General features: G+C 64.0%; 26 protein-coding genes and 1 pseudogene. 14 read left to right on the top strand and 13 right to left on the bottom strand.

The genetic code is table 11. The annotated features are described in order from the left end of the window. Positions 1-7 precede the first annotated feature (7 nt). From ACH2DW_RS04870 to ACH2DW_RS04845, 6 genes are all read left to right on the top strand, one after another. The gene (locus ACH2DW_RS04870) at positions 8-820 is read left to right on the top strand and encodes a type 1 glutamine amidotransferase domain-containing protein (protein ID WP_394928607.1); all 813 of its coding nucleotides are present in this window, start codon (positions 8-10) and stop codon (positions 818-820) included. Beyond that, positions 817-1,644 carry a hypothetical protein gene (locus ACH2DW_RS04865; protein WP_394928591.1) on the top strand — a complete coding sequence of 276 codons (828 nt, stop codon included), beginning with the start codon at positions 817-819 and terminating at the stop codon, positions 1,642-1,644. Before ACH2DW_RS04870 ends, ACH2DW_RS04865 begins: the two co-directional genes overlap by 4 nt. After that, complete coding sequence (locus ACH2DW_RS04860; protein ID WP_394928590.1) at positions 1,641-2,678, top strand: glutathione S-transferase family protein; 1,038 nt, start codon at positions 1,641-1,643, stop codon at positions 2,676-2,678. Before ACH2DW_RS04865 ends, ACH2DW_RS04860 begins: the two co-directional genes overlap by 4 nt. Beyond that, the gene (locus ACH2DW_RS04855) at positions 2,678-3,148 is read left to right on the top strand and encodes a glycine/sarcosine/betaine reductase selenoprotein B family protein (protein ID WP_394928589.1); all 471 of its coding nucleotides are present in this window, start codon (positions 2,678-2,680) and stop codon (positions 3,146-3,148) included. The genes ACH2DW_RS04860 and ACH2DW_RS04855 overlap by 1 nt, the downstream gene beginning before the upstream one ends. A 135-nt stretch (positions 3,149-3,283) precedes the next feature. Further along, complete coding sequence (locus ACH2DW_RS04850) at positions 3,284-3,919, top strand: hypothetical protein (protein WP_394928588.1); 636 nt, start codon at positions 3,284-3,286, stop codon at positions 3,917-3,919. A gap of 102 nt (positions 3,920-4,021) precedes the next feature. After that, on the top strand, positions 4,022-4,429 hold the full coding sequence (locus ACH2DW_RS04845; RefSeq protein ID WP_394928587.1) for a VOC family protein: 408 nt from the start codon (positions 4,022-4,024) through the stop codon (positions 4,427-4,429). A 13-nt stretch (positions 4,430-4,442) separates the two neighbouring features. On the opposite strand, the gene ACH2DW_RS04840 is transcribed toward ACH2DW_RS04845, so the two are convergent. Then, on the bottom strand, positions 4,443-5,639 hold the full coding sequence (locus tag ACH2DW_RS04840) for an aromatic ring-hydroxylating dioxygenase subunit alpha (protein WP_394928586.1): 1,197 nt from the start codon (positions 5,637-5,639) through the stop codon (positions 4,443-4,445). A gap of 74 nt (positions 5,640-5,713) precedes the next feature. Further along, positions 5,714-6,175, bottom strand: coding sequence for a hypothetical protein (locus ACH2DW_RS04835; protein ID WP_394928585.1), 462 nt, complete (start codon positions 6,173-6,175; stop codon positions 5,714-5,716). A 69-nt stretch (positions 6,176-6,244) separates the two neighbouring features. Between ACH2DW_RS04835 and ACH2DW_RS04830 the strand changes: the two genes are divergently transcribed. Next, complete coding sequence (locus ACH2DW_RS04830; RefSeq protein ID WP_394928584.1) at positions 6,245-7,270, top strand: MDR family oxidoreductase; 1,026 nt, start codon at positions 6,245-6,247, stop codon at positions 7,268-7,270. An 18-nt stretch (positions 7,271-7,288) separates the two neighbouring features. Here ACH2DW_RS04830 and ACH2DW_RS04825 read toward each other — a convergent pair whose 3' ends face one another. The 3 genes from ACH2DW_RS04825 to ACH2DW_RS04815 are packed head-to-tail and all read right to left on the bottom strand — an operon-like array spanning position 7,289 to position 9,718. Next, positions 7,289-8,035 carry a dienelactone hydrolase family protein gene (locus tag ACH2DW_RS04825; RefSeq protein ID WP_394928583.1) on the bottom strand — a complete coding sequence of 249 codons (747 nt, stop codon included), beginning with the start codon at positions 8,033-8,035 and terminating at the stop codon, positions 7,289-7,291. 32 nt (positions 8,036-8,067) lie between these two features. Then, positions 8,068-8,976, bottom strand: coding sequence for an amidohydrolase family protein (locus tag ACH2DW_RS04820; RefSeq protein ID WP_394928582.1), 909 nt, complete (start codon positions 8,974-8,976; stop codon positions 8,068-8,070). Continuing rightward, positions 8,930-9,718, bottom strand: coding sequence for a PaaX family transcriptional regulator C-terminal domain-containing protein (locus tag ACH2DW_RS04815; RefSeq protein ID WP_394928581.1), 789 nt, complete (start codon positions 9,716-9,718; stop codon positions 8,930-8,932). The genes ACH2DW_RS04820 and ACH2DW_RS04815 overlap by 47 nt, the downstream gene beginning before the upstream one ends. Before the next feature lie 113 nt (positions 9,719-9,831). On the opposite strand from ACH2DW_RS04815, the gene ACH2DW_RS04810 reads away from it, so the two are divergent. Further along, on the top strand, positions 9,832-10,851 hold the full coding sequence (locus tag ACH2DW_RS04810) for a fatty acid desaturase (RefSeq protein ID WP_394928580.1): 1,020 nt from the start codon (positions 9,832-9,834) through the stop codon (positions 10,849-10,851). 76 nt (positions 10,852-10,927) lie between these two features. Here ACH2DW_RS04810 and ACH2DW_RS04805 read toward each other — a convergent pair whose 3' ends face one another. Beyond that, the gene (locus tag ACH2DW_RS04805; RefSeq protein WP_394928579.1) at positions 10,928-12,868 is read right to left on the bottom strand and encodes an alkyl/aryl-sulfatase; all 1,941 of its coding nucleotides are present in this window, start codon (positions 12,866-12,868) and stop codon (positions 10,928-10,930) included. A 77-nt stretch (positions 12,869-12,945) separates the two neighbouring features. Between ACH2DW_RS04805 and ACH2DW_RS04800 the strand changes: the two genes are divergently transcribed. Then, positions 12,946-14,220: a serine hydrolase domain-containing protein gene (locus tag ACH2DW_RS04800; protein ID WP_394928578.1), complete on the top strand. Its 1,275-nt coding sequence runs from the start codon at positions 12,946-12,948 to the stop codon at positions 14,218-14,220. 492 nt (positions 14,221-14,712) lie between these two features. Here ACH2DW_RS04800 and ACH2DW_RS04795 read toward each other — a convergent pair. Next, positions 14,713-15,162, bottom strand: a pseudogene (locus ACH2DW_RS04795) (DMT family transporter); the annotation flags it as partial. Between the two features lie 57 nt (positions 15,163-15,219). Between ACH2DW_RS04795 and ACH2DW_RS04790 the strand changes: the two are divergent. Beyond that, positions 15,220-16,137, top strand: a complete 918-nt coding sequence (locus ACH2DW_RS04790; RefSeq protein WP_394928577.1) for a LysR family transcriptional regulator — start codon at positions 15,220-15,222, stop codon at positions 16,135-16,137. Here the strand turns inward: ACH2DW_RS04790 and ACH2DW_RS04785 are convergent. Further along, positions 16,123-17,712 carry a N,N-dimethylformamidase beta subunit family domain-containing protein gene (locus tag ACH2DW_RS04785; protein WP_394928576.1) on the bottom strand — a complete coding sequence of 530 codons (1,590 nt, stop codon included), beginning with the start codon at positions 17,710-17,712 and terminating at the stop codon, positions 16,123-16,125. The genes ACH2DW_RS04790 and ACH2DW_RS04785 overlap by 15 nt on opposite strands. 99 nt (positions 17,713-17,811) lie before the next feature. Here ACH2DW_RS04785 and ACH2DW_RS04780 point away from each other — a divergent pair, with 99 nt between their 5' ends. The 3 genes from ACH2DW_RS04780 to ACH2DW_RS04770 are packed head-to-tail and all read left to right on the top strand — an operon-like array spanning position 17,812 to position 21,174. Continuing rightward, the gene (locus tag ACH2DW_RS04780; RefSeq protein WP_394928575.1) at positions 17,812-18,999 is read left to right on the top strand and encodes an amidohydrolase family protein; all 1,188 of its coding nucleotides are present in this window, start codon (positions 17,812-17,814) and stop codon (positions 18,997-18,999) included. Then, positions 18,996-20,567 carry an AMP-binding protein gene (locus ACH2DW_RS04775; protein ID WP_394928574.1) on the top strand — a complete coding sequence of 524 codons (1,572 nt, stop codon included), beginning with the start codon at positions 18,996-18,998 and terminating at the stop codon, positions 20,565-20,567. The genes ACH2DW_RS04780 and ACH2DW_RS04775 overlap by 4 nt, the downstream gene beginning before the upstream one ends. A 40-nt stretch (positions 20,568-20,607) precedes the next feature. Next, positions 20,608-21,174, top strand: a complete 567-nt coding sequence (locus tag ACH2DW_RS04770) for a peroxidase-related enzyme (RefSeq protein ID WP_394928573.1) — start codon at positions 20,608-20,610, stop codon at positions 21,172-21,174. On the opposite strand, the gene ACH2DW_RS04765 is transcribed toward ACH2DW_RS04770, so the two are convergent. The 5 genes from ACH2DW_RS04765 to ACH2DW_RS04745 all read right to left on the bottom strand — a co-directional run bounded on the left by ACH2DW_RS04765 (position 21,156) and on the right by ACH2DW_RS04745 (position 24,974). Continuing rightward, positions 21,156-22,010 carry a TauD/TfdA dioxygenase family protein gene (locus ACH2DW_RS04765; RefSeq protein ID WP_394928572.1) on the bottom strand — a complete coding sequence of 285 codons (855 nt, stop codon included), beginning with the start codon at positions 22,008-22,010 and terminating at the stop codon, positions 21,156-21,158. The genes ACH2DW_RS04770 and ACH2DW_RS04765 overlap by 19 nt on opposite strands. After that, positions 22,010-22,762 carry an enoyl-CoA hydratase/isomerase family protein gene (locus ACH2DW_RS04760; RefSeq protein WP_394928571.1) on the bottom strand — a complete coding sequence of 251 codons (753 nt, stop codon included), beginning with the start codon at positions 22,760-22,762 and terminating at the stop codon, positions 22,010-22,012. Before ACH2DW_RS04760 ends, ACH2DW_RS04765 begins: the two co-directional genes overlap by 1 nt. A gap of 4 nt (positions 22,763-22,766) precedes the next feature. Then, positions 22,767-23,936, bottom strand: a complete 1,170-nt coding sequence (locus ACH2DW_RS04755; protein WP_394928570.1) for an alpha/beta hydrolase family protein — start codon at positions 23,934-23,936, stop codon at positions 22,767-22,769. Positions 23,937-24,046: 110 nt separating this feature from the next. Then, positions 24,047-24,553 (bottom strand): SRPBCC domain-containing protein, encoded by a 507-nt coding sequence (locus ACH2DW_RS04750; protein ID WP_394928569.1) that lies wholly within the window; start codon positions 24,551-24,553, stop codon positions 24,047-24,049. Beyond that, positions 24,546-24,974, bottom strand: a complete 429-nt coding sequence (locus ACH2DW_RS04745; protein ID WP_394928568.1) for an ArsR/SmtB family transcription factor — start codon at positions 24,972-24,974, stop codon at positions 24,546-24,548. The genes ACH2DW_RS04750 and ACH2DW_RS04745 overlap by 8 nt, the downstream gene beginning before the upstream one ends. A 117-nt stretch (positions 24,975-25,091) precedes the next feature. Here ACH2DW_RS04745 and ACH2DW_RS04740 point away from each other — a divergent pair, with 117 nt between their 5' ends. Further along, on the top strand, positions 25,092-26,390 hold the full coding sequence (locus tag ACH2DW_RS04740) for an aspartate aminotransferase family protein (protein ID WP_394928567.1): 1,299 nt from the start codon (positions 25,092-25,094) through the stop codon (positions 26,388-26,390). Positions 26,391-26,395: the final 5 nt, after the last annotated feature.

Raw genomic sequence — 26,395 nt, 5'->3', positions numbered from 1 at the left:
AGCACCGATGAAACAACCAACACCACCCGCACGCCTGCTACGCAAGGCACTGCAGCGGGCAGGAATGCACCCCGACGACCCGGACGCCACCACATTTGACCTCACCGGGAAACGGGCGCTCGTCGTCGCGACCAACGTTGGGGTGCTCGACATCGGCAAGCCGACCGGGGTGTTCGCCAGTGAGATGACCGTGGCGTACTACGCGTTCCTCGACGCCGGGATGGCCGTCGACGTGGCCAGCCCGCTCGGCGGGGTGATCCCGGTCGACCCGCAGTCGATCAAGTCCGTGATCCGGTGTGCCGACGATGATCGGTTCCTTGCCGATGACGAGCTCAAGGCCAAGGTCACCGACTCGCTCGCGATCGGCGACCTCGACATAAGTGACTACGACGTTGTATTCCTCGCCGGTGGTTGGGGCGCGGCGTTCGACTTCGGATTCTCCGAACCGCTCGCCGACAAGATGACTGATGCGAACGCGAAAGGCCTCGTGATCGGCGGCGTCTGTCACGGACCGCTCGGTCTTCTCAACGCGAAAGACGTGGATGGCAAGCCGCTTGTGGCCGGCCGCAAGATCTCGGCTGTCACCGACAAGCAGGTGAAGGAGCTCGGTATTCAGTCCACCCCGCACCACCCTGAGCGGGAACTCCGTGGGGTCGGGGCCGAGTTCGAAAGCGAAACCCGTCGACGCGATCCGCTCGCGAATCACTGGGTCGTTGACGGCAATTTGGTGACCGGCCAGAACCAGAATGCCGGGCCGATGGTGGCCCGCGAGATGATGCAACTCTTGGTTGCACAGTCTGAGAATGTGAGCACGTCATGAGCAACACGGTCCGCTACGGCACCCTGAACAGGGAATATGGGATGAAGATGGCAACCATGCCGCCGGAGGACGATGGTCCGGTGTGGATGGTCAACCTGATGAAGTATCGCGAGGTCGCCGACTATGCCGACGGTCGCGAATCCACGATCAGCGGACGCGACGCCGATGACGCGTATTCGCCCCTCGACTCACTCGCAGCAGTCGGAGCTCGACCGGTGTTTTTTGGCAACGTCGATCAGCAGTTGCTGGGTGACGAACCGAAATGGGATCGCATCGGCGTGGTGAAGTACCCAACGCGCAAATCGTTCATCGACATGCAGTCGCTGCCGTCGTTCCAGAAGTCGCACCACCACAAGGACGCTGGTATGGAGACCACGATTGTCATCGGAACCCAGCCGATGCCGGTGCCCGAGGCGCCGGAGGGGTTTGAGCTGATCGACTGGGCCGACGTGCCACACCCGCCGACCGCCGACGATGGCCCGGTCGTGGTGATGCACGTCATCCGCTTCAACGACGCGGCGGCGGCGCACACGACGCCCGACCACATGGAGCAGTACCAAACCGCGGCGGGCAAGGTGGCGCTTGGCCACGGCGTGCGCATCAGCGGCTGGTTTGCCGTGGAAGACACGATCATCGGCGACGGCCGGGCATGGCATCAGGTGCGGTTCAACGAGTTCCCGAGCAAAGCGGCCTTCATGGCCGTTGTGACCGATCCATCTCGTCTTGAAGCTCAGAAGGACCATCGCGAGGTCGCCATTGCTGATACCTATGCGCTGATCGTGCGTGCCGCGCTCAATGATCTCGAAGCGTCGATCGACTCGTGAGCCAACGGCACCCCTTGCTCCTCGGTGGCGGTTACGGGTCGCCGTATTCGATCAAGATGCGCGGGGTGCTGCGCTATCGGCAGATCCCGTTCCGCTGGATCCTGCGCGGGTCGAAGTGGGACAACCTGCCGGACGTTCCGGTGCAGATCATCCCGGTGATCGCCTTCCCGAACGATGATGGCGACTACACCGAAGCGATGGTCGACAGCAGCCCGCAGATCATGCGGCTCGAGACGATGTTCAACGAGCGCAGCCTCGTGCCGTCCGACCCCGTGGTGGCGTTCATCGACTACCTCATCGAGGACTACGGCGATGAGTGGTTGACCAAGCCGATGTACCACTACCGCTGGTATTACGACGCCGCGATCGACAAGGCGTCCAAGCTGCTTCCGCTCGATCGTGGTGGTCTCGATCTCCCCGACGATCAGTGGCAGCAGATGCATGCGTACATCTCCGAACGGCAGATCGGTCGGCGGGCCATGGTTGGGTCGACTCAAGAGAATCGGCCGATCATCGAGGACTCATACCAGCGTCTCCTCGCACTGCTGTCGGCGCACTTCGAGTCGCAGATGTTCCTGCTCGGTGACCGTCCTGGGCGCGGTGACTTTGGGTTGTTCGGGCAGCTGCATCAGTTGGTCAGCTGGGAGCCAGAGTCGGCACGCGAAGCAATCGACCGGGCGCCGCGCGTGCGCAACTGGGTCGACCGAATGGACGACCTGTCGTGGTGGGAGACCCCCGCCGGCGATGCGGGCTGGGTTGACCGCGATGCGATCAGCGACACCACCGTTGCGCTGCTGCACGAAGTCGGTCGCACGTACGCACCGTTTATGATCGCAAATGCAGCGGCACTTCAGGCGGGCGCTGATGAGATGTCCTGCACGATCGACGAGCAGACGTACGCCCAGGCGCCCTTCGGCTATCAGGGCAAGTGCTTGGTGTGGCTGCGCGAGCAGTACGCAGCGCTGTCAGATTCGGACCGGTCCGCGGTCGACGCGATTCTTGCCGGTACCGGGTGCGAAGTGCTGGTCGCCTGATGGTCAGGCTGGCGGATTTGCACGAGGCGGAGGCCGAACACCTCCAGGCGCGAGCCGACGCCATGTCGCGCATTGAGCCGGGAAGGTGGCTGACGCCAAAGCCGTTGGCCGAGTTGACTGTTGCGATCGTGTCGACCGCCGGCCTGCACCTCCGTACCGATGCACCATTTACCCTCGGTGCGCTCGACTATCGGGTATTGCCGAGTGATGCCGACTGGGGCGACGTCGTCCTGTCGCACGTCAGCACCAACTTCGATCGCAGCGCCTTCCAGCAGGATCCGAACATTTCGTTCCCGCTCGACCGACTCCACGAGATGGTCGCCTCAGGTGAGATTGGTGGCGTCAGCCCCCGGCACTACTCGTTCATGGGGGCGATGCCGAATCCGGCGTTGTTCGAAGACACCGGAAGTGAGGTCGGCCGAATGCTCGCCGCAGACGGCGTTGATGTTGCGCTCCTCGTTCCTGTTTGACCGCTGTGCACGGGCGCAGTTGGCGCCCTCACCAACTTCATCGAGCGGGCCGGTGTCGCCTGCACGTCGATCAGCCTGATACGTGAACAGAGCGAGGCCGTCGGCCCGACTCGGGCACTGTGGGTACCGTTCGCCTTGGGCCGACCGCTTGGTTCGGCCGAGGACCCTGAGTTCCAGAAGAACGTGATGCGCCAGGCATTCGGTCTGCTCGCGACTGCGACCGAGCCGACGATTGCCGACTATGCCGGTCCACTCCCGGAGGAGGCCGGCCCTGGACAGTGGGCCTGCCCGCTCAACCTCGGGCCGGTTGTCGACGACACCTTGACGGGGCGACTCCTCGCTGAGGTGGGGCGATTGAAGACCTGGTCGGCACAGACGCGGGCCGTTCGCGGGCGCACGCTGTTTGGCGTCAGCGGCGCGCAGCCCGACCAGGTCGACGACGTCGCTCGGGCACTGGCGTCGGTGGTCGAAGCTGACTCGATCACTGACGCGCCTGTGGGCGAGGTCGACTGGGCCTTCGACATGCCGCTGCTTGTTCGGCACCTTGCCGACGACCTGCGGACCTTCTACCACGAGGCCATCGCGGCGCAGCCTGGGAGTGTTGCACCGAACCACGACGCGCTCAACGATTGGATCTTCGGCGGCACCGCCCTTGGCGACACGCTGCTTGCCGTTGCCGACCGGCTCACTGCTGCCGACAACCCGATGGCGAACCTGGTGCGTGGCCTGCTGATCCCTGAGGGTCGGTATCGCGACGGCAGCGCCTTCTGACTGGGCAATCTGACTCAGCGTTCCACCCCGCCCATTTGGTGGCAGCCCTCAGAGGTGGCCCTGGCCGGATCAGTTCGCTGGTGACTGAGTAGCGTTCCGGCGATGGGAGTTCAACTTGCCAAGTCCGCGATCGATCTCGGAATTGTCGTCAGCGACGGTCCGCGAGCGTTGGCGTTCTACTGTGACCTGCTCGGCCTTGAACATGTCGCCGACATGCCGATGCCGATTGGTGGCGGAGGCACGATGCATCGCGTGCAGTGTGGCGATTCGCTCCTGAAGTTGGTCGCCTTCGATGAGACGCCGCCCGCCGCGTCCGGCGGAGGAATTCCTGGCGCCCTCGGTTTGCGCTATCTGACGCTGATCGTCTCGAATCTCGACGAGGTTCTGGCGTTGTGCGTCGGGGCGGATGTCACGGTCGTCGTACCGGCTACCGATCTTCGGCCCGGCATTCGTATCGGTATCGTCGAGGACCCGGACGGGAACTTGGTCGAGTTCGTCGAAACGTCCTGACCAGGCCGCCTCCTCAGGCGCCGGCCACCTCCGCCGCGGCGAGCTTTGCGGCGTAGGTGTCGTGGTAGTGGTGCAGCGCCGGCTCATTGCGGCCGAAGAGGCTCTCATCGAGCGCACCGGCGTTCGCGGCGGCCTGCTGTGATTCACCCATCACGTAATCCTCGTCGCGAATGATCTCGGCGAAGCCTTGCGCGATGTTGGTGATGAATTCGTTGATCTCGGCTGCTTCGGGCCCAGTCGCATCAGCCAGTTCTGACTTCATGTAGAAGTCGACGCGGCTGAGATGGCGGCCGGGATCCCCTGGAGTCGGGTAGGCGCGGACCAGGAACACACCGGCGCGGAACGGCATGAGGATCACGTTGGGGAAGATCCAGTACACGGGCAGACCGGCCACCGTGATGTCCCACTGATCCTCGGGGAGGTGGCGCATCTGGTCGATGTCACGACGACAGAGGATCATGCGGTGACTGTGGCCGCCAGCATCGGCGTCGTCGTCGTAACACTGCACGTTGCCGTGGAAGCTGTTGAACAGTGTGTCCTTGTGCAGCGAGGAGAAATGATAGGTCTCGCCGAAGGTGTCCATTGCCAGCTTCCAGTTGCAGGCGGTGTCGTACGCGTCACGATTGATTGGCACGAGTTTGTCGAAGCCCCAGGTGGAGAACTCGTCGTTGAACCAGGCCCCGAGCAGTTCGTCGAGGTTGAGGGTGGCGTCTGGGTCAGGGTGGACGAAAAGCAGCCCATGGCGTTCTTCAGCGGGCAGCGGCTTCAACCCGAGGCACTCGGTGTCGACCTCGCCGAAGTGGTCGGGTTTGGGAAGACCCACTAGTGCCCCGTCGGGGTCGTAGGTCCAGGCGTGAAAGGGGCACGTGAAGCGGCGCTTGGTTCCGCGTGCTTCGGTCTCGACGATGGCGCCCCGGTGGCGGCATGAGTTGATGAATGCCTGGAACTGACCGGTGGCGTTGCGTGTCGCCAGGATCGGCACGCCGACGTCGTTGCTCGTGATGAACGACCCCGGCTCGGGCAGGTCGCCTGATAGGCCGACACACTGCGCGGTGCCGCGAAAAAATAGTTGCCGCTCGCGTTCGGCTTGCGCTGGATCGGTGTACGTGGACGTGGACTGGGCCCGAATTTGCCCGGCGTCGACGTTGGTGCCGGCATCCAGTCGCTCGATCAGCTGTTTCATGAGTGCGACTTGGACATCGTGGCGCATGTGGACAGCTTTCCGAAGGGGATGATGCGTGAGCGAGTCAGAGCGTCGCTGGTGAGCGAGAAGTCGTTGTGGTGTCAGGTCACACGTTCGAGGGTGGCGGTGAAACCGATGTAGTCCCAGATCAGATGCTCGCCCTCGATCCGTCGGCGTACCTCAATCGGCATGCCGACCGGACGAAGTACGTGGACACCTTCCTCGAAGGTGGCGACGACGACGATCCGCGTCTGCTTGTCGAACTCAGCGACATCGTTGACGCCATGTTCCTCGGTGCCGTCGCAGCGCATGTCGTGGACAACCCCGCCCGCCGTGATCGTGACCCGGTCATCGGCTTGCTCGATGCGTTGCACGCCGCCGAGCATTTGATGATCGGCCTGGACCTCTCCATCAACAGTCACCCTGACAACGCGCCACAGGCCGCGCATGTCGACGGCGCCGTCGGCAAGCGGTGTGTCACATCCGGCGAGTACGGGAGGTGGCATGTCGCCCGTCCAACCGCCTGACGGCGTGAATGCGACTGGGACCTCGTCGACGTTCATCCCTTCAGCGTTGCAGGCGGCGTCGGTCGCATTCGACCCCGGAGGCCGCAAAGTGCAACGATCGCCACCATGACCGATAACTCCAACGGCACGTTCAACGCCCTCGTCGTCCGCGAAGCCGAAGAAGGCAACCCGAAGACAGCGTCGGCATCGATCGAACAGCTCACCGACGCCGACCTGCCCGACTACGACGCTGACGATGTCGTCGTGCAGATCGATTACTCGTCGCTCAACTACAAGGACGGCATGGCCCTCACTGGAAAGGGTCGGATCATCCGCTCCTACCCGATGGTGCCCGGCATCGATTTCTCGGGCACGGTCATCTCATCGGAGTCACCGAAGTTCGCCTCGGGCGACGAAGTGATCCTCACCGGCTGGTCCGTTGGCGAGCGTTACTGGGGCGGATACTCCCAGCGTCAGAAAGTCAAGGCGATGTGGCTCAACCGCCGTCCGATCGGCATGAGCGCCGTGCAGGCCATGGGTATCGGTACTGCGGGGCTCACCGCGATGATGTGCGTGCTCGCCCTTGAAGAGGGTGGGGTCAAGCCGACCGACGGACCCATCGTGGTCACCGGAGCCGCTGGCGGCGTCGGCAGCGTCGCAGTCGCGATTCTCTCCAACCTTGGCTACGACGTCACTGCTGTGACCGGTCGGCCCGAACAGCATGAGTACCTGCGGGCCCTCGGAGCGTCGGCCTTCCTGTCTCGCGCCGAGATGTCTGAGGCCCCGAAGCCGCTCGAAGGTGAAACGTGGGGCGGCGCGGTCGACACTGTCGGCTCGACGATGCTGGCCAAGGTCCTCGCGCAAACCAAGTATCAGGGTGTCGTCACGGCGTGCGGCCTCGCCGGTGGCGTCGATCTGCCGAGCACCGTCATGCCGTTCATCTTGCGTGGTGTTCGACTGCAGGGAATCGACTCGGTGCTGGCTCCGATTGAGGCTCGTGACGCGGCGTGGGCGCGGCTCCTCACCGACCTGCCATCGGATCTACTCGACGCGATGACCGAGGTCGTCCCGATGAGTGCACTGCCCGACCAGGGCGAGGCGATCATGGCCGGTCAGGTGCGTGGCCGCATCGTCGTGGACCCCAACGCCTAAGTCAGCGGCGCGGTCGGTTCAACGCAGGGTTGCGTTGAACAGCGCGAGCGTTTTGTCCCAGCAGCCTTGGGCAGCGGCTTCGTTGTATGTCGGGTGGTCGGGCCAGGTGAAGCCGTGGTCGGCGCCGTCGAAGATCTCGACTTCGACGTTGGCGAGCGGCTCGACCACATCGAAGAATCGTTGATGCATCGCAATCGACTGCACCTGGTCGGCTGTACCGATGCCGATGTACAGCGGCTGGGCCAGGTTGGCCGCGGTTTGGTGCGGCGAGTCGGGCTCGCCGTCGACGAGGAATGACGGATGCCAGGTGGCACCCGCGACGATGCGATCGGGCATTCGCATCATCGACCGAAACACCGCACGGGCACCCAGACAGAACCCGAGCACTGCGATGCGGTCGGCTTTGTCGGCACCGGTGGCGCTCAACGCACAGTCGAAGTCGTGCTGGATGCCGTCGTCGTGCAGCGACATCAGCCACGTCCGCATCTTCTCGCCGAGCGATGGATCAGCCGCTCGGTCCTCAGGATTGATGCCCAACAGGCGGCCCTGGCGGTGGTACAGATCAGGACAGATCACGCGGAATCCCTCGTCGGCGAGCTTGGCCATGAAGGTGTGCGTGGCGTTGCGAATGCCGGGGCCGTCGTGGAAGATCACCACGGTCGGCCACGCACCGCCACCGACGGGGCGAACCGCGGGCTGCTTGACGAGGATGGCCATCTCGCCATCGTTCGTCGTTGTCTCGATGATCTCTTCAAGCAACTCCATGTTGGGAAGGTAGTCCCCGTCGTGCAGCCGACTCACGCTGTAGCGCTGGTCAGGCGGCGTGCGTTGCTCGAGCAGATCGACTCAAGGGTCGCTTCCGATGCACCGGTGGATCGCAGCAGATCGAGCAGGTGGCTGGCCGGATGGCCGGTGTTTGGCGCATCGGAGCCGAACAGAATGCGATCCGCGTACCGGTTCGCGATGTCGGCAGTAATTGGGACGGGGCTGAACGTCACCGGCGTCAGGTCAGCGACGAGGTTGGGGTGTTCGCCAAGCAGCTCGACCGCGTCCTCGAAAGCGTGGTGTCCGAAGTGCGCCAGGATGATCGCCGTTCCGCGATGCTGCGCCGCAGCCCGCCCGATCGGGGCGAGCTCGTCGGCAGCGGTGAAACCATCGACACCGTGCCCGGCATGGATCACGACCGGGACACCGCGATCGCCAGCGGCTTCCAGCACATCGCTCAATCGCGGGTCGTCAGCCTCATATGCACCGACCGAACAATGCAGCTTCAGCACCCGTGCTCCCGCTTCGACAGCATCGTTGAAGTCCGCGAGGGGATCGCTGTCGTCGGGATGCACGGTGCAGCCCGGCACGACATCGACCGGGTGATCAGCAAGCGATGCGCTGACCTCGATCATCGATGCATTCAACGATCGAGCCATCTCGGCCTTGTGGGCGTACGGCAGATTCCACACGGTGTCGATGCCGTCCGCGTGGTGGCGGTCGAGCACCTCGCGATGATCGAGTGAGTAGTGGAATTCGGCGAGACCATGGTCGCGGAAGAACCGGCGGACCGCCGAGGCGAGTCGGTCGGGTAGCAGATGGGTGTGGCAGTCGACGATCACGTTGTGCAGTTCAGCAGACTGTTGGGACCTGGCCCTGATCCGAGTCGAGAGGTCATCGAGTGGCCGCGAAGAAATCGCGGAGCTGCCCTTGGAAGTCATGGTTGAACTCGTCGTAGGCCGATCGGAGCGCGGTTGCGGTCCAGGTCGGAGGAGCGAGCGCCGACGGGAGCTGTGGTTCGATGCGCAGGAAGCGGACCGCGGCTGCTGCGACCATAAAGGACTGCGGCATCAGTTCGATTTCGCCGTGGTCGAGCGCTGAACGTTGCCGAGTGAGTGCGTCGTGCAGCCGTTGTGCCGCCGCTTCGAGTTCGGTGAGTGGCCAGAGCCGGGCCACGAGGTCGTCGACATCGTCGCAGGCGAGCGGCCCTGACGTGATCAGAACGTCGGCCGGGCGTGGCGGTCCGGCGGTATTGGCAGGTCGCATCCAGATGTCGGGTCGCAGCTCGGCGAGCCGCGAGCCAACCATCGATTCGCGGAACGCTCGTCGCTCCGCCATTGATCGGCGATCGCTTGCAGCAACGGCAACGATCCAGTCGCCGTTCCATTCGACAGTGGGTGCAGTCTGTCCGCCGTCCTGCTCACGCTGTCGTTCGAGGAGGCGACCAGCCAATGAGTAGTGACCGTCGTTGGTGATCAGTTCGCCGTTGGTCACCATTCGGGACAGGGAGGTGCGCGCGGTGCCGGGTCGAATACCGAACAACTCGGCGAGCGCCACCAGTGATCTCCCGGGCAGGGTCGGGGGGTGTGTGCCCAGCAGCGCTGAGAGGACGACCGACCGAGCACTGAGTGGTTCGATTCCCAACGCGGCCACGTCGTCGGGTCGCATCGGTGCGGTCGTCATGCGTCGTTGCACGCCGTACCGAATTCGTCGGACCCGGATGCGAAGCGCCAACCCACCCCCACCCGATTGTTACGAATCTTGTTCATCACGACCGCAGAGTGTATCATCACGCCATGGCTGCGCTCCCCGACCTCGACGCGTCGGTGCCCACGATGGTGCCTTCGGCAGATCTGCTTCCCGATGTTCTGCCGACCGATCGGCTCAATGCTCGCGGCATGGCCCAGCGTGAGCTGCGCGATGAACTCCGCCACATCAACAACGTGGGCAATGTCGGCACCGTGCTGCACGCCCTCGCGCTGTCGTTCGGCGTTGTCGCTCTGGCCGGGTACCTCAACACCTGGTGGGCGTACGTCCTGGCATTCATCATGCTCGGCGGCGGCCACGCCCGCCTGAACATCCTCGGCCACGAGTCCGCGCATCGGCTCTTGTTCTCGAATCGCACGGCGAACGATCTCGTCGGTCGGATGCTCGCCTATCCCTCATTTCAGGCGGTGATGGCATATCGCCGATCGCATTTCGCCCATCACCGCGACGAGATGGGTCCCGAAGAGCCCGACCTCTCGTTGTACTCGGGCTACCCGATCCCACCCGACTCGGCACGTCGCAAGCTCCAGCGTGACGCGTTGGGACTGAGCGCCTACAAGAACTTCCGCGGTCTCTTTAGCGCCGTTCGCAATGGTGCGCGCGAAGCGCAGTACATCTTGGCAGTGCAGGTCGTCATGCTTGGCGTGTCGATCGCAGTGATGCGGCCGCTGATGTATGTGGTGTGGGTGCTGTCGTGGTCGACGCTGTGGCGCGTGTCGAACCGCGTCCGCTCGATTGCTGAACACGGCGGCATGGTCCGTTCAAGCGATCGTCGCCTCACCACGCACGTCATCCGGCAGTCCCTCATTGCTCGCATGTGGATGGTGCCGTACAACACCGGGTGGCATTTGGCCCACCATGTCGACATGGGCGTGCCGTGGCGCAACCTGCCGAAGTTGCACGCCGAGCTGGTTGAGTCGGGCTGGGTTGTCGAAGGAATTGAGTACCCGAGCTACCGCGCCTTTTGGAAGGTCGCAGTCTCAGGCACCGTCAAACAGCCAGACGTTGCGGGTGCTGGAAGCGGTCAATCAAGCATGCTCAGTTTTTAAGACTGGCCCCTCGCTCCTCGCCCCTCCCTCTGAACTCTCAACCAGACACCCGGTGCTGAGCCCGCATTTTTCGGATCTAGGGCTCGACGATCGCGAAGCCTGTCTCGAATGTGTCGAGGTTGCCGAAGATCGTGATCAGCGCGCTGGGATCACCGTCGAGCGCGACCAGGCCATCACCAACGGCATCGATGAACGAGACACCGCCGCCGCTGATGTCGACCAGCAAGTCCTTTGTCAGCGTGACGGTCACTGCGGCGTCAGGATCGTGTCGGCCGCAGACGTGGTGAATTGCTTGATTTTCGAGCGCCAGTACCCATGACGCTTCGGACTCGTCGAGATCGGTGAACTGCCAATTGGTGATGACGTGTTCGCCCACAACGTCTTCGGACTTGAGACGGATCGCCATGGCATCGAACACCATGTCGATCGTGAGCGCCACAGCGAAGCCACGTCGCGCGGGGGCCGGGCGCGCCGGTGGTGGGCCGTGCCGCAGCTCTTGTGCGCCGGTCAGGTACGCGTTGCGCCACGTCGCCGATTCGGCCTGGTAACCGAGTTGCTCCAGCGCGTCGGCCTGGAGTCCACGCGCTGCCTGATTCGCCGGGTCGGCGAACACGAGATGGTTGACCACTTCGGCGACCCACCGGTAATCACCGGTGTCGTACGCCGCCTGCGCATGAGCGAGCAGGGCCTCGGCGCCGCCCGCCAGCTCGACATACCGTGTGCCGGCATCAACCGGGGTGCGCATCCAGAGGTGGGCGGGGTTGCCGTCGTACCAGCCGAGGTAGCGCTGGTAGACGGCCTTGGCGTTGTGGACGAGTGCGCCGTAGTAGCCGCGCGTGTGGATCTGATCGGTGAACGCCTGGGGCAGTTCGAGCTCTTCGGCGATCTCGGTCGGCACGAGACCCTTGTTCGCGAGCCGCATGGTCTGATCGTGCATCCAGCGGTAGAGGTCGCGCTGGTGTCGGAGGAACTGCGCCACATCGTCGGTGCCCCAACGAGGCCAATGGTGACTGGCAAACATCAGTGCACTATCGGCCCCGAACAGTTCCAGCGCCTCGTTGATGTACTTCGACCAGCCGAGCGAGTCGCGGGCCTGGGCACCACGCAGTGGCAGCAGGTTGTGCATGTTGTGCGAGCAGTTCTCCGCCATGCACAACCAACCCTTGCGTGACCCGTCGGCTTGCTCGGGACCGCGCTCGGGGAAGAAGAAGTTCATCTCGGCTGGGGCCTCGGCCTCGGGCGTGAGCTGGAAGATGATCCGGATGCCGTCGACCGTCTTCTCCTGTCCGGTCTCGGTGATGTACTCAGTCGGCGGAATCAGGCCGATCTGACCCATCGGTGTGGCCTTGCCGAGGCCGCTGTCGACGTGCTGGCGAGGTCCGGCAGGCAGGGTCATGCCGAACTGGTAGTTGGCGCGGCGGCCCATCGCCGGCCCTGCGATGACGTTCTCGAAGACGGCTTCGTGCAGGAAGTGCTCGGGGGCGATGATCCGGACCTGGCCTGATTCGACCTGTTCGTCGGTGACGACGCCGCGGACTCCGCCGAAGTGATCGATGTGGCTGTGGGTGTAGATGATCCCGACGACGGGTCGTTCGCCAAGTTCAGCATTGGCCAGATCGAGGCAGGCCTTTGCACATGCCTCGCTCGTGAGTGGGTCGATGATGAGCCAGCCGGTGTCGCCAGCGATGAACGTGATGTTCGAGATGTCGTACCCGCGTGCCTGCCACAAGCCGGGTGCGACTTCGAACAGGCCGTGGACGGCGTTCAACCGCGCTTGATTCCAGAGGCTGGCGTTGACCGAGTCAGGTGCGACTTCGGAATCGCGCACGAAGTCGTGGCGGCCGATATCCCACACCGTGCGCCCGTTCTCTTCGATCACTCCGGTGGGGTGTGTCGCAACCAGGCCGCGAGTGACCCGATCCATGTCCGCGGTGTCCGGGACAAAAGCACCCGACGCAGCGGCGAGCAGTTCGAGCGTCTGCTCGGTGGGTGGCTTGGGCATGCGGTCATCGCTCATCGCTCAAGTGTTGCAGTTCTGACAGAATCGACAGCAGCGTCGTCCGTTCCGCCTGCGGTTGGAAATATATTCCGGGCATGAATCGTCGTCGCCTCGTGATCATTGCCTTGTTGTCCCTCGTTGCCGCCAGTTGCGCGTCGAGTGACGGTGACGATGCAGCAACCCCCGTGGCCGAGAAGAACGCGCCGGTTCAGACCGATGTGCCGGTTGAGACTGATGTGCCGGTTGAGACCGAGGCGCCAGCTGAGACCGAGGCGCCAGCTGAGACTGATGCGCCGGTTGAGACTGATGTGCCGGTAGAAACCGATGGGCCTGCCGAGGAGGGAGGGTACGACTTTGGTGCGATCGGTCCGATTGTTGGCGACTTCGTTGAGACGAACGACCTCGACGGTGCCGGCCTCGTCATCGTTGATGCCGACGACGGCGTGGTGCACGAGGACTACTGGGGAGAGTTTTCGGCCGAACGCATCTCGCTCATTGCGTCGTCGAGCAAGATGATCGCCGCCGGGGTGCTTCTTGCACTCCAGGATGACGGTCTCATCGATATCGATGCGCCTGTGGCTGACGTGACCGGATGGGATGGCAACCCTGAGATCACCACGGCGCAATTGATATCGAACAGTTCGGGGCTTGTTGGGCTGGGTCCGAATCCTGCGTACCCCCCGTACCTGTGCCAGTTTTTCACCGACTCAGAACTCGAAGAGTGCGGGGCGGCGATCTTCCAGACGCCCGACGATGATGGAGACATCGTTCCGCCCGACACCGAGTTCCGCTATGGCGGCGCCCAGTGGCAGGTCGCAGGAGCCGTCGCCGAGACCGTGTCGGGTCAGACCTGGGCGAAGCTCATCGATGAGATCTACGTCGAGCCGTGTGGCCTCGAAACTCTCGGGTTCAACAACCACTGGGCGCAGGCCGGTGGATTCGGCTACCCCGCCGAGTTCATCGCTGACGGGCCGTCGATGCTCACCGACACGGAGAACCCGCAGATCGAAGGCGGTGCCTATGCGACCACGGGCGACTATGCCAAGTTGCTCTTGATGCATTTGCGCGGCGGAATGTGCGGCGAGAATCAGGTGCTGTCACAAGCTGCGCTCGACACGATGCACGCCGATCGGATTGCAGCGGCGTACGAGGGCAGCGCTGGTGAATCAACCGGTTATGGGATGGGCTGGTGGGTCGATCGTGAGACTGGCCGGATCAGCGATGGCGGTGCGTATGGCTCGGTTCCCTGGCTCGACCTGGAAGACGGCTACGGCGCCTACCTCGTCATCGAAGCTGACTCGGGCACGGGTGGCGAACTTGCCAGCCTTCTCGAGAACGTCGTCGACGACGCGATGAACGCTGGGAGCTGAGATCACAGGTGGATCCTCGTCAGGGACGACGTGAGTCGACCGTGCGCTGCGCGTCAACGCAATCGCTCCGACGATGATCGCGGCCGAGGCGAGGTGTCCGAGCGTGATGGCTTCGCTGAAGAACACCGAGCCGATGAGGAAGACGGTCGGCAATTCACATGCTCCGGACGCAGCGGTGCGGGCCGTGCCGATGACGGGTGCGGCGGCGGCGTAGATCGTCATCGGGATCAGCGCCGAGAAGGCCCCGATCGCGACCACCCAACCGAACGATTCGAACGACGTCGGGAACGCCTCGCTGGGTGAAAGGCTCAGCAGGAGTGGGCTCATCGCGAGCGATGCCCCGACGGCAACCGCGGCCAGGCGTTCGAATGGGTCGAGCGGGCTGAGGCGCTCGGTCAAGATCGCGACACTGAAGCCGAACGTTGCGGGGGCGATGAAGAGCAACGGTGAGAGTCCTGCACCGGAGCTGGTACCGAGACCGACGATGGCCGCAACGACGACGAGCCCGGCTGAGGCGATGGATCGCGGGGTTGGGCCGACGTTGAAGAGCAACCAACCGATGATGAGGGCGAAGAGCGGATAGGTCATCTGCACCACGCCGGCGACGGCGACGTCGGCCGTGTCGATGGTGCGTACGTAGACGATCCAGCCGCCGCCCATCACGACGCCGCTGAGCAGGCCCCACGAAGTTGCCGTCCGTTTCCCGTGACCGAAGTTGACGAAGCGCACCAACACGAGCGCAGTCAGCGCGAAGCGGAAGAAGGCGACCGCCACGACCGACATGCCGGTGTCGGTCAACTGCCGAACGAAGATCGTGGTGCTTGCGTACGCGAACGAGGTTCCGACGATGGCCAGCGTCGCGATGCGTGGTGTCGGTTGCCAAGCACGGATGTGGTCCAGCGTTCCTTCGGGTGATGTTCGAGCGGTCGGGCTGATGAGCACAAGTACATGATCGACCGCATTCACTGATGCGTCTAGCGAGTTGTATGATCCTTATTCATGCAACCTGTGCATGAATCATTGGAACGTCAGCACGTCGACCTCTTGGTTGCCTTGCGGCACAGCGGCAAGCTCGCGACAGCTGCCGAACTCGTCCACATCAGCTCGTCGGCAGCAAGCCACCGGCTGAAAGAAGCCGAGCGTCGTCTTGGCGTTGCCCTCACCACAACCGAAGGTCGCTCGATCCGCTTGACCGCCGCCGGCCTGCACCTCGCCGAGGTCGGCGAAATTGCCCAGCGCAACCTGCGATCAGCAGAGGAGACGGCGCGCTGGATGAACTCCGCTGACCGGCCTGCCGTCCGCATCGCTCTCGACTTCTACGACACCGCACCGTGGTTTGAGCAACTCATTGGACTGCACGACCTTCCGACCGATGTCGACTTTCTCCGCGTCGGCCACGAGCAGACGGTCGAGTCCGTCGAGCGACGCGTCACCGACCTCGGCATCGTCGTGCTCGCGGCGAGGATCCCCGAGGGCAACGTGCTGTCGGCCGACCACCTTGTGGGGGTGGTGCGCGACGATCATCCGGCAGCCCATCGCGGCGAACTGCAACCGGGGGACATCGTTGACGCCACTTACCTGACCGTCGGTGACCGACCGACGCACGGCTTTGAGCATCACGAGTTCTTCGAACCGGCTGGCGTCCGGCCTCATCGTCTGCGCAAGGTCGAGTCGCTGGCCATGGCGTTGCGACTGATCCGGTCCTTCGGGGGTATCACGGTGCAACCGGCGTTGGCGCTGCGCACCCCTCCGCTCGATGGCCTGGTGGTCGTGCCGCTGGCCGGCGCACCGATTCCGGTTCGCTGGGAGATCGTCTTGCGGAAAGACCCTGCTGACGACGAGGTCGCCATGGCCGATGCAATCCGCCGCTTGGTGGAGGCGAACAGATCTTCCGCAAGCGTTTCACACGGGGCCTGACCGCACTGGTGACTCTGTGAGATGGCGGTTGAGGATGTTGCGGGTGACCTGGGCGACTGCAGGGTCATCGGCGAGACCAAACACCCAGTCGGTGGTTCCCACGACCATCACTTCGCCGTCCTGCCGGTTGACGCGGTCGGCGTACGGCCGGGTTACCAGCATCACCGAGTTGCCGTACCGGCAGCGGGCCAGGCTGTCTGCGTCGACGCGACCGTAGAAGCGCGACGCGGTGAACTCGATGTCACCCTGATCGCTGAGCGCAGAGATTGAGGCCGGGTACTCGCCAACACCGATGTTGCTCGACGGAGTGAGCGCCACAATTTCGGTTCGTTCAATCTGCGGTGCGCCGGGCACGGCTCGCGCTATTGGCAACTGGAACTCGTCGAGATCGATGGGGCAGCCGACGGTTTCGTACCCAACGACGCCGTGCTTGGCGCCGAGTAGATCGCCGTATCGCAAGCCGGTGTTCGCCAGCATCCAGTGGTCGTCGCGGTACACGGTGTACGCCCCGGACCCGCGCGGTGTTGCCTGGCCGAACCTGTTGTACAGCCCCCAACGGGAGCCCGCACCGAGCAAGCTCCACTCGGGCTCGTTGACGATCGGGTCCGCCCACATCCCACTCATGCGAGCGGGGTCGACGTCGAGCATCGGATCACTGATGTGCGCTGCGTACTTGTGGCACACCATCACGTCACCGTCGTGTTCGATGCGGACCTGCCAGAACATCGTGTTGCCGGACAGGCTGGCCAAGTGACCGCCGAGCTGCACATGGGACTCCACGACCCGGCGCGCACCGCAGGACCAGTACTCGTCATGACCGACGTCGATGAGCAAGTCGTAGCCATCGGCAATCGTGGGGTCGTCGTCAAGGTCGGTCGAGATGCACGAGTCGAACTCGTAGCCCTCGGACTCGGCCCACTCGACAAAACGACGCTCGTGGGTGAACCATCCGCTGGATCCGATTGATGCCGGGTAGCCGTGGGTGAAGCGGTACTCCTGAAAGTGGTCACCGTTGACATCGGGTTCCTCACCCCACCGCGCCGGACGTGCCTTGCGGTCATCGCGATCAACTTCAGGACGGCACAGCATGCCGCGTCCAAACGGGCGCCTAAAGCTGACTTGCGTTCCACCGGTGTAGAGGCTGGCGCCGCCCCAGGTGTTGTAGGCGTTCCAGGTATTGGTGCCCAGCACGAACAGGGCCCGACAGGATCGCGTGGTCGGCGTCGAGGGTGCGGTGACCACGAAGCAGGCGTGGGCGACATCCCGGCCGGCCGCAGCGCCGTGCGCCGTCAGCGTCACCAGATGGAATCCCGATCGCCAGTCGTCGCCGATGGGGATGTCCACCGACGCAGGCCACGCACAGCCCACACTGTCCGCGTCAGCTGGCGCTGGTACGGACACGCCGTCGATGCCTGTGGCTTCCCAGAGCACCTCTCGTCTGGCGCCCCATCGCTCGACGACGACGTCGTATCGATGCGGCGTCGACACATGCACGGTCGCGGTCGCCCCTGCCCGATAGCTCAGCCGTCCGCAGTAGCCCTCGATCTCGTCGTAAAAGGTGATGTCATCGCTCACGCTGCCACTCTTGCAGCAGTCTGCGCACCCGAGCGACGCAGCGCACTGACTCGCGCCTGCCTGCCGGTCGGCCATTGCTGTGGTTGTAACTTCGAAGAGATGTCGGCCATCACATCATCAACAGGTCGCTGGGGACTGCGCGCCGCTCGACTGTTCGACGGCTTCGACTTCGTCGAGCGGCCCGAAGTGCTCGTTGACGTCGGCAAGGTGGTGGCCGTCGGCGAAGCGCTGCCGGACTCACTCGAGGTGCGCGATCTGGGCGATGTCACCCTGCTGCCCGGCTTGGTCGACTGCCACCAGCACCTCGTCTTCAACGGACGCGGCACACTCGAGCAACAGGTCAGCGATGTCGATGATGCGACGCTCACTGACCGGGCTCGGGCCAACGCTCGGCTTGCCCTCGAAGGCGGTGTCACCACGGTCCGCGACCTCGGTGACCGCGGCTTCGTGACCCTTGGTCTGCGCGCTGATCCGGATCTCGCAACGATCGCCGCTGCGGGCCCACCGATCACACCGCCCGGTGGCCACTGCTGGTACCTCGGAGGCGAGTGTGAAGGCTCCGACAACCTCGCCGCTGCAGTAGCTGACCGCGTGGAGCGTGGCTGTGACGTCGTGAAGATCATGGTCACAGGCGGAGCGATGACACCGTCGTTCCCGCTCTGGATGTCGCAGTTCTCCGAGGCTGACGTGCGGTTAGTCGTCGATGCTGCGCACGCTGCGGGCCTGCCGGTCGCGGCTCACTGCCACGGTGTCGATGGCATTGCGATGGCGGTCGACGTCGGGGTCGACTCGATCGAGCACTGCACGTTCTTCACCGAGAGCAACGAGAGCATTCCGCCGCCCGAATTACTCGATCGGCTCGCGGCGTCCGGTGTTGCCTTGTCGGCAACATGGGGCGTCACTGAGACGCCACTGACCCCGGCCAACTGGCAGCGGGCGCGGCCGGTGATCGAAGACGCGCTTGGGCGCGTGCACGCCGGTGGCGGGGTCGTCGTGGTGGGGACCGATGCAGGCATCTACCGGCAGAAGCCGCACGACGTGCTACCGCACGCACTCCCGACGCTGCTGAGCGCAGGAATGACCACCGTCGAGGCGTTGCGTGCCATCACCAGTTCGGCGGCCGATGTGTGTCGTCGGCCTGAACGAGGGCGGCTGCAGGCCGGCCTGCCCGCCGACATCGTTGCCGTCGCAGGCGACCCCGCCGCTGATCCGGCAGCACTCACCCGCATCGCTGCGGTGTGGCGCGATGGGCGCAGCATCGTCGGCTCGGTCAGCGACACTGAATGAACAGCAGCTCACTCGTCGACGTGACGCGTCGCGCCGGTCTGCTGGATCCGCGCCGACTTCCTGCGTTGACCGCAGCGATTGGTCGGTGGGGACCCACGCTCGCCGCGCCGTACACCGCGTCCGCACTGGCCACGCCGAACCGAACAGCAGTCGTCGACGATCGCGGCTCGATCAGCTGCGGCGAGCTCGATCGAAACTCGACACAACTTGCCAACGGGCTCCGCCAACTTGGACTCGACCGCGGTGAGCGACTTGGTATCGCCTGCCGAAATCATCGTGAGTTCGTCGAGGCGACCATTGCCGCCGCCAAGCTCGGCGTCTCTGTCGTCTACTTGAACACCGGATTCGCGGCGCCGCAGCTACGCGATGTGCTCGCCCGCGAGCAGGTTGATGTCTTGGTGGTCGATGCCGAACTCGTCGAACTGGTCGATCGGGAATCGTTTCGCGCGCCGGTCGTCGTGGTCGGCTCGTCCGCCGCGTGCGAAGTGCACGCAGGAACAACGTCGCTGCGAGCGGTTCGAAGTTCCGGAGCCCGGCGCCTGCCGCTTCGACCGTCGAAGCCGCTGGCGCCAGTGCTGCTGACATCGGGAACCACAGGGACGCCGAAGGGCGCGCAGCGCAGTGTCCGTGCTGACCCAGCGGCGGCGGCGATTGTCGAGAGCATCCCCTACCGGTTCGACGACATCGTTGCGATCACCTCGCCGCTGTTCCATGCCTGGGGTCTTGCCCAGATGGGTCTCGCAGCGTTGCTGGGAGCAACGATCACGGTCAGCGCTTCCTTCGATGCCGATCGAACGCTTGCCCGGCTTGAACACGATGCCGTGACGGTGCTCGCCGTGGTCCCTGTCATCTTGCAGCGACTCCTCGACGCCGAAGGTCTCGACACGACTGACCTGACCGCGCTGCGCATTGTCGCCTCGAGTGGTTCGGCTTTGCCGATTCCAGTGGTCGAGAATTGGCTCAGACGCGTCGGCCCAAACCTGTACAACCTGTACGGATCCACCGAGGTCGGCCAGGCCACACTCGCCACACCTGCAGACCTGACGGCGTCACCGTCGACGGCTGGCCGAGCGCTTGCTGGGTCGACCGTTGTCATCCTCGACGACGCTGGTCGTCCACTTCCTCCGGGATCTGCCGGCCGGATCTTCGTCGGCAACGGCTCGCAATTCGACGGCTATACGGGCGGCGGTGGCAAGGAGATCATCGATGGTCTGATGTCAACCGGCGATGTGGGCCACCTCGACGAGAGCGGATTGCTGTTTGTGACCGGCCGTGCGGACGACATGATCGTGAGCGGTGGCGAGAACGTGTTCCCGGGCGAGGTTGAAGACCTGTTGTTGGCCGTCGAGGGGATCTCTGATGTCGCTGTGGTCGGCGTCGACGATGATGTCTTCGGGCAAGGGCTGGTCGCGCATGTCGTCACGGCGCCAGGGGTGCGGCTGACGTCCAAGCAGGTCCGCGCGGCTGTTGCCGACAACCTCGCTCGCCACAAGGTGCCGCGACGTGTGGTGTTCTGCGATGAGCTGCCGCGCACCGCAACGGGCAAGATCCGCCGCAACCAGCTCTGAAGTCGATGCCGTCTGCGCGGCGCCGCTACGTTCCTCAGGCATGGCCCTCCCGATCTCTCGTTTCCCGGTTCCCGAGCTTGCTGAGCTTCCCGACGACATCCGGGCGTTGATCGAAACGATCCAGGAGAAGTCGGGATTCATCCCCAACGTGTTTCTGGCGCTCGCGCATCGGCCGGCTGAGTTCCGTGCCTTCTTTGCCGCGCACGACGCCTTGATGGACAAGTCCGACGGACTTTCGAAAGCGGAACGCGAGATGATCGTCGTGGCGACAAGTGCAACCAACGGCTGCCTGTACTGCGTGGTGGCGCACGGTGCCATCCTCCGGATTCGGGCGAAGAACCCGTTGATCGCAGATCAACTTGCGATCAATCCGTGGAAGGCCGACCTTTCGTCGCGCGAACGGCACATGATCGACTTCGGCCTCAAGGTCGCAGGCGATTCGGCGCAGATCGTCGATGCCGATCTCGACGCGATGCGTGCGGCTGGCTTCACCGACGACGAGATCTGGGACATCGGTGCGATCGCGGCGTTCTTTGCCATGTCGAATCGGCTGGCGAACCTCACCTCGATGCGTCCGAACGACGAGTTCTACGCGATGGCTCGGTAACCAATCGTCGTGCGGTGCAACAGCCGGTCGTAACCGTCGTAGCCGCTGGTTGCGCGGTGCAGAACGCAGCGGTTGTCCCACATCACCAGCATGTTCGGCTCCCACCGATGTTGGTACTGGAACTCATCTCGGGTTTGCCAGGCATACATCTCACCGAGGAGCAGCCTGGCGTCGTCGTCGTCCATGCCATCGATGCCGATGATGTAGCCGATGGTCGAGTACAGCGTCTCGGCGCCCGTCTCAGGGTGGGTCCGAATCAACGGATGGAGCTGGGTGGCGTAGGCGCTGTCATTCGGACGGATCTGCATCGACCGGTCCGCATCGTCGTCGCCGTACTGACCGTCGGGCGCATAGCCGCCGCGCGCCGAATGGATACCGACTTTGCCGTCGATCTTGGCACGGAGTTCTGCAGGCATCGCCGCAAGTGCGGCCTGCTGGTTGGTGTACAACGTGTCGCCGCCGAGCGGTGGAATGACCTTGCCGTACAGACATGTCCCGTCGGGCGGAAACTCCTGAAAGCTCCAGTCGGCGTGCCAGTTTTCAGCGAAGAGTGACGACGTCTCGTCAGCGCGACGGCGAATTGCCGCGATGTGGGGATGCCCATCGATCGCAGCGAAAAAGGGGTCGTCACCGAAAGGACCGAACCGGAGCGTGAACGCTTCGAGATCACTGTCACTCAACTGCTGATCGGGGAACGCCAACACTTTGTGCTCGAGCCACGCAGCACGGATGGCAGCAACGTCGGCATCATCGAGTCGGCGAAGATCTACATCGCGCACGGTTGCGCCGCACGCCGCTCCGCTCGGCACAACCTGAATGCGTCCTGCGGTGTCCATCAGCGTCCACCTCGAGACATCCGGTCGGCCATGTCATCTGGCATGCCGTGTGGCAGTTGGCGTTCGTGCAGCAGCGCATCGCTGCGGGTGCGTTGCTCGCGGTCATCGATGAGCCGTTTCACGATGCGATTGGTGCCACGTGAGTTGGCAAGGATCTCGCTGCTCAACGCATCGACGGTGGCGTCAAGATTGTCGTCGGCAACGCACTGGTCCACGAGTCCCATGCCGGCCGCCTCGGCGCCGGTGATTCGTCGGCTGGTGAACATCAGCTCCTTTGCTGCGGAGCGACCAATGCGTTCGGGCAGTCGGATCGACATGCCCCAAATGGGTGCCAGCCCCCATTGGCCGTGGGTGTCGCCGAGCTTGGCCGACTCGCTGGCGATGAGCAGGTCACACGCCAACGCGAGTTCAAGTCCACCCGTGTAGCAGTGCCCATGGATGCGGGCGATCGTCGGCTGCGGGAGCGCTTCGAGGGCATCAACCGTCTCCGGTTCGAAGTGACGGCTCGGTGCTCGTTCGCCGGACGCGATTGACCCGAGGTCATGACCAGCGCAGAACGCGCGGCCGGCACCTGTCAGTACGACACAGCCCACCGATTCGTCGCCAGCGATCGCATCGAGATGCTCGCGTAGCTCGATGAACATGGTGGGGCCGAGTGCGTTGAGCTTGTCGGGCCGATTGAGCGTGAGGGTGGTCAGCACAGCGCCGTCTGCAGTGGCGATGTCGGTGCGGAGGACGAGTGGTTCAGTCATGGTGCTACGCGCTTCTCAGGAGGCGTTCCTGTCCGATGGGGGTGCCGAGACGCGCGGCGAGTGCGTCGGTGACGAAGTCGGTGACCTTTGATTCGAGTGGGAATGAGAGGTGGCTGCCCTCGTACCAGCAGATTTCAGGCTGCTCCCAGTGCTCCCACAAGGCGTGCACATTGCCGGGCCGTACCCATCGGTCGACGATGCCGCCGTAGATGAAGCGGGCCTCGTGGGGAATCACGGGCTGCATGGCGAGTGGCGAGACAGCGCGGTTGACGCGTTCGAGCGATCGCCAACTGAGTCCCCACTGCTCGTAGAAGGGCGGCAGTAATGCTTCGACGTTGCGACGCAGGCCGCGCACAAGGTCTGCCTCGGGAACTCCGGCGATCGCGATCGCCAGATCGGATTCGAAACAGGCCAGCAGTGAGGTGAAGTAGCCGCCGAGCGAGATGCCAGATGCCCCGACGGCAGGGGCATCCTGGGTGTCGATCAGCCACTGCTTGAGCCGGCGGATGTCCCAGATTGCCTGGGCTGCCGTGTGCACCGTGTTCATCGCACCGCCGAACAGCACACGGTCACCCGACGCTCCAACGGCGCGTGGGCCGTGCAGCGGCGAGACGGGAAAGGCGAGGTTGAGTCCAAGTTTGTGGTGGAGGCGCTTGGCGTTGAACGCTGCGAAGTCGATGCGCGGCGTACCGGTGCGGTAGCCGTTGATGCAGATCAGCCAAGGGCGCGGCGGCCCCTCGTGGCGCAGGACCCAAGCGTGCGCGGTTCGGTTGGGTTCGTACTCCAGCCAACGTTCACGACCGGGCTCTCCGTCGTGAGGTTCGTACTCGCTGTCGGCGATGAGGTGGTGGTAGTCGAGGCCACTGGCTGATCTGGGTGTCAGGGTGACCCGGCTCAGCTCCGGCGGGTCGACGTGGTATGACATTGGATCATCGACCCAGCCGCGGTCGTTGAACATCTCGACGCCGTCGCCGAGTTCGTTGCGGAGTCGCCGACGGAAGTCGATCGATGGGGCGCGTAGCCGGCTGTTCGTTGTCTCGATCTGTAGGGCCCATTCGTCGACGAGCCACTTGGCGGCCAACATTGGTGTGAGTTTGGGTGTGGGCAGGTCGTGCAGGCGATGGCCGACGACCCAGTTGCGGGTTTGCCCGACCATCTCGTCGATCACTGACATGCGTGCTCCGTTCCCCATCGTCACCTCGTCGGTGACGCCATCTTGACCGTAGTGCCGGCGCCCGATGAGCGGCGGATCGTTCTCCTCCGGTTATCGCCGTTCGAGTGTTGTCAGGCGGCGTCGGTGATGTGGGCGGTGAGCTTGTCGAGGGCCATATTCCAACCCTGTGCGCCGGGGGAGTCTGCGGGCACGCCGACGTGGGTCATCACCATGGCGGTCTTGCTGTTGCGGTCGGTGAGTTCGACGATGACCTTGGTCGTGGTTGGCATGCCTTCGGGCATCTCCATGTCGCCGGCGGTCATCACGTCGCCGTCGGCGTTGCTCATCGACTCGGTGTAGACGAGGCGGGTGTGCGGGGACACCTCGAGGTACTCGCCGACGAACCACATCTGCATCGCCCCGTTGGGCGTGTCCATCTCCATGCAGACGTGTCGTTTGCCGCCGACAGTGACGTCCATCTTGGCTACCGGGATGCGCGCACCCGTCGGGCCATACCAAGCGGCGAAGTGGTCAGCGTCGGTCCACATCGCCCACACGAGTGGCATCGGCGCGTCGAAGGTGCGCTCGATGACCACGGACTTGGTCGAGTCTGAATCGGTGGTGTTGGTGTCAGTCATCGTTGTTGTCTGCCTCTTCTGGTCGATGTTCGGTGTGGTGTTGCAGCCGCGTGAGGTAGTCGTCCATGCGGTCGAAGCGCGCTTCCCACATGGGGCGGTACTGCTCGGTCCAGTCAGCGATCTGAGCGATCGGCGCAGCATCAAGGGCACACGGACGGAACTGTGCGTGTTGGCCACGGACGATGAGACCGGCTCGTTCGAGCACCTTGAGATGCTTCGAGACCGCCGGCAGTTTCATGTCGAACGGTTCGGCGAGTTCGTTGACTGTTGCGGCCCCTTGGGCAAGGTGAGCGAGGATCGCCCGGCGGGTCGAGTTGGCGAGCGCCGCGAAGGTGACGGTGAGACGGTCGTCGTCATCGCCACTGATGCCATTGATGTCGATGATCTCGCCGGAGAAGCCTGAAGTGAGTGTCGCAGTCATGTATTTAACCAAGACGGAAACTAATTGACGAGGTCGATGATGTCAACTCTGTCCGTGACAGACTGGCCTCACTCTCGTGTCCGCCGGGGCCGAGTCGATCGACCCAGGGGACTGACGATGACGACGAATGCTGAACTGCTCAAGCGATACCGGGCGGTGCTGCCCTCGTTCGTCAGCCCCCTCCACGTCGAGCCGATCTCGATCGATCGCGGTGAGGGCAGCCATGTCTGGGATGTCGAAGGCAATCGCTACCTCGACTGGTTTGGCGGTGTGCTGACGACGATGATCGGCCACTCGATTCCCGAGATCGTCGCTGCCGTTCAGGCGCAGGCGGCGAAGGTCATGCACACCTCGACGCTTTATCTCTCCGAGCCGATGATTGGCTTCGCCGAAGACGTCGCCGCGGTGTCAGGCATCCCCGACGCCCGTGTGTTCTTCACCGCCTCCGGGTCAGAAGCCAACGACATGGCGGTCATGCTCGCCACCACGTATCGCGGCTCAAATGAGATCCTCGCAATGCGCAACAGTTACCACGGACGGTCGCACACCGCGCAGGCAATCACGGCGCAAAGCTCCTGGTCGATGGCTGCCATGTCAGGGCTGAACGTCAACTTCATCCAAGGCGCCTATCGGCTGCGATCACCGTTCCGCGACCTCGACGACGACGCCTTCACCGCAGCCTGCGTGGACGATCTCGTTCAGATGATCGATATGGGCACAGCCGGCAGGGTCGCTGCCATGATCGCCGAGCCAATCCAGGGTGTTGGCGGATTCGCCACACCACCTGACGGCTTTTTCGGTGCGATGAGCAAGGAACTTGCGAACCGCGAGATCCTGTTCATCTCCGATGAAGTTCAGACCGGATGGGGCCGCACTGGCGAGCACTTCTGGGGATACCAGGCACACGGCATCGTGCCCGACATCTTGACCTTCGCCAAGGGCGTCGGGAACGGGATCACACTCGCCGGTGTTGTCGCCCGCGCAGAGATCATGGACTGCATCGACGTGCTCTCCTTCTCCACGTTCGGCGGCAATCCGCTGTCGGCCGCGGCGGGGCGAGCCACGTTGAAGTACGTACTCGATAACGACCTGCAGGGCAACGCCAAGCAGATGGGCGAGCGCCTGACTGCTCGCCTCGGACCCGTGATCGAAGCGACCCCTTGGATTGCCGAGCTGCGCGGTCGTGGCCTGATGCAGGCCATCGAGATTGTGCACCCGGGTGGTATCGAACCTGACTCGGCGACAACCGCGCGACTGCTCGACGCTGCCAAGGACCGCGGCCTGCTCGTTGGCAAGGGCGGCCTCTATGGCAATGTCATCCGCATGGCCCCGATGCTGGCCATCAGCGAAGCTGAACTCGACGATGGCATCGATGCCCTCATCGCCGCGATCGGCGTGATCGACGGCGAGCACTGAGCACC

This window comes from uncultured Ilumatobacter sp., assembly GCF_963980585.1.
Lineage (GTDB): Bacteria > Actinomycetota > Acidimicrobiia > Acidimicrobiales > Ilumatobacteraceae > Ilumatobacter_A.
Note: the sequence above shows the minus strand (reverse complement) of the source record. Positions and strands in the feature narration are given on the sequence as shown.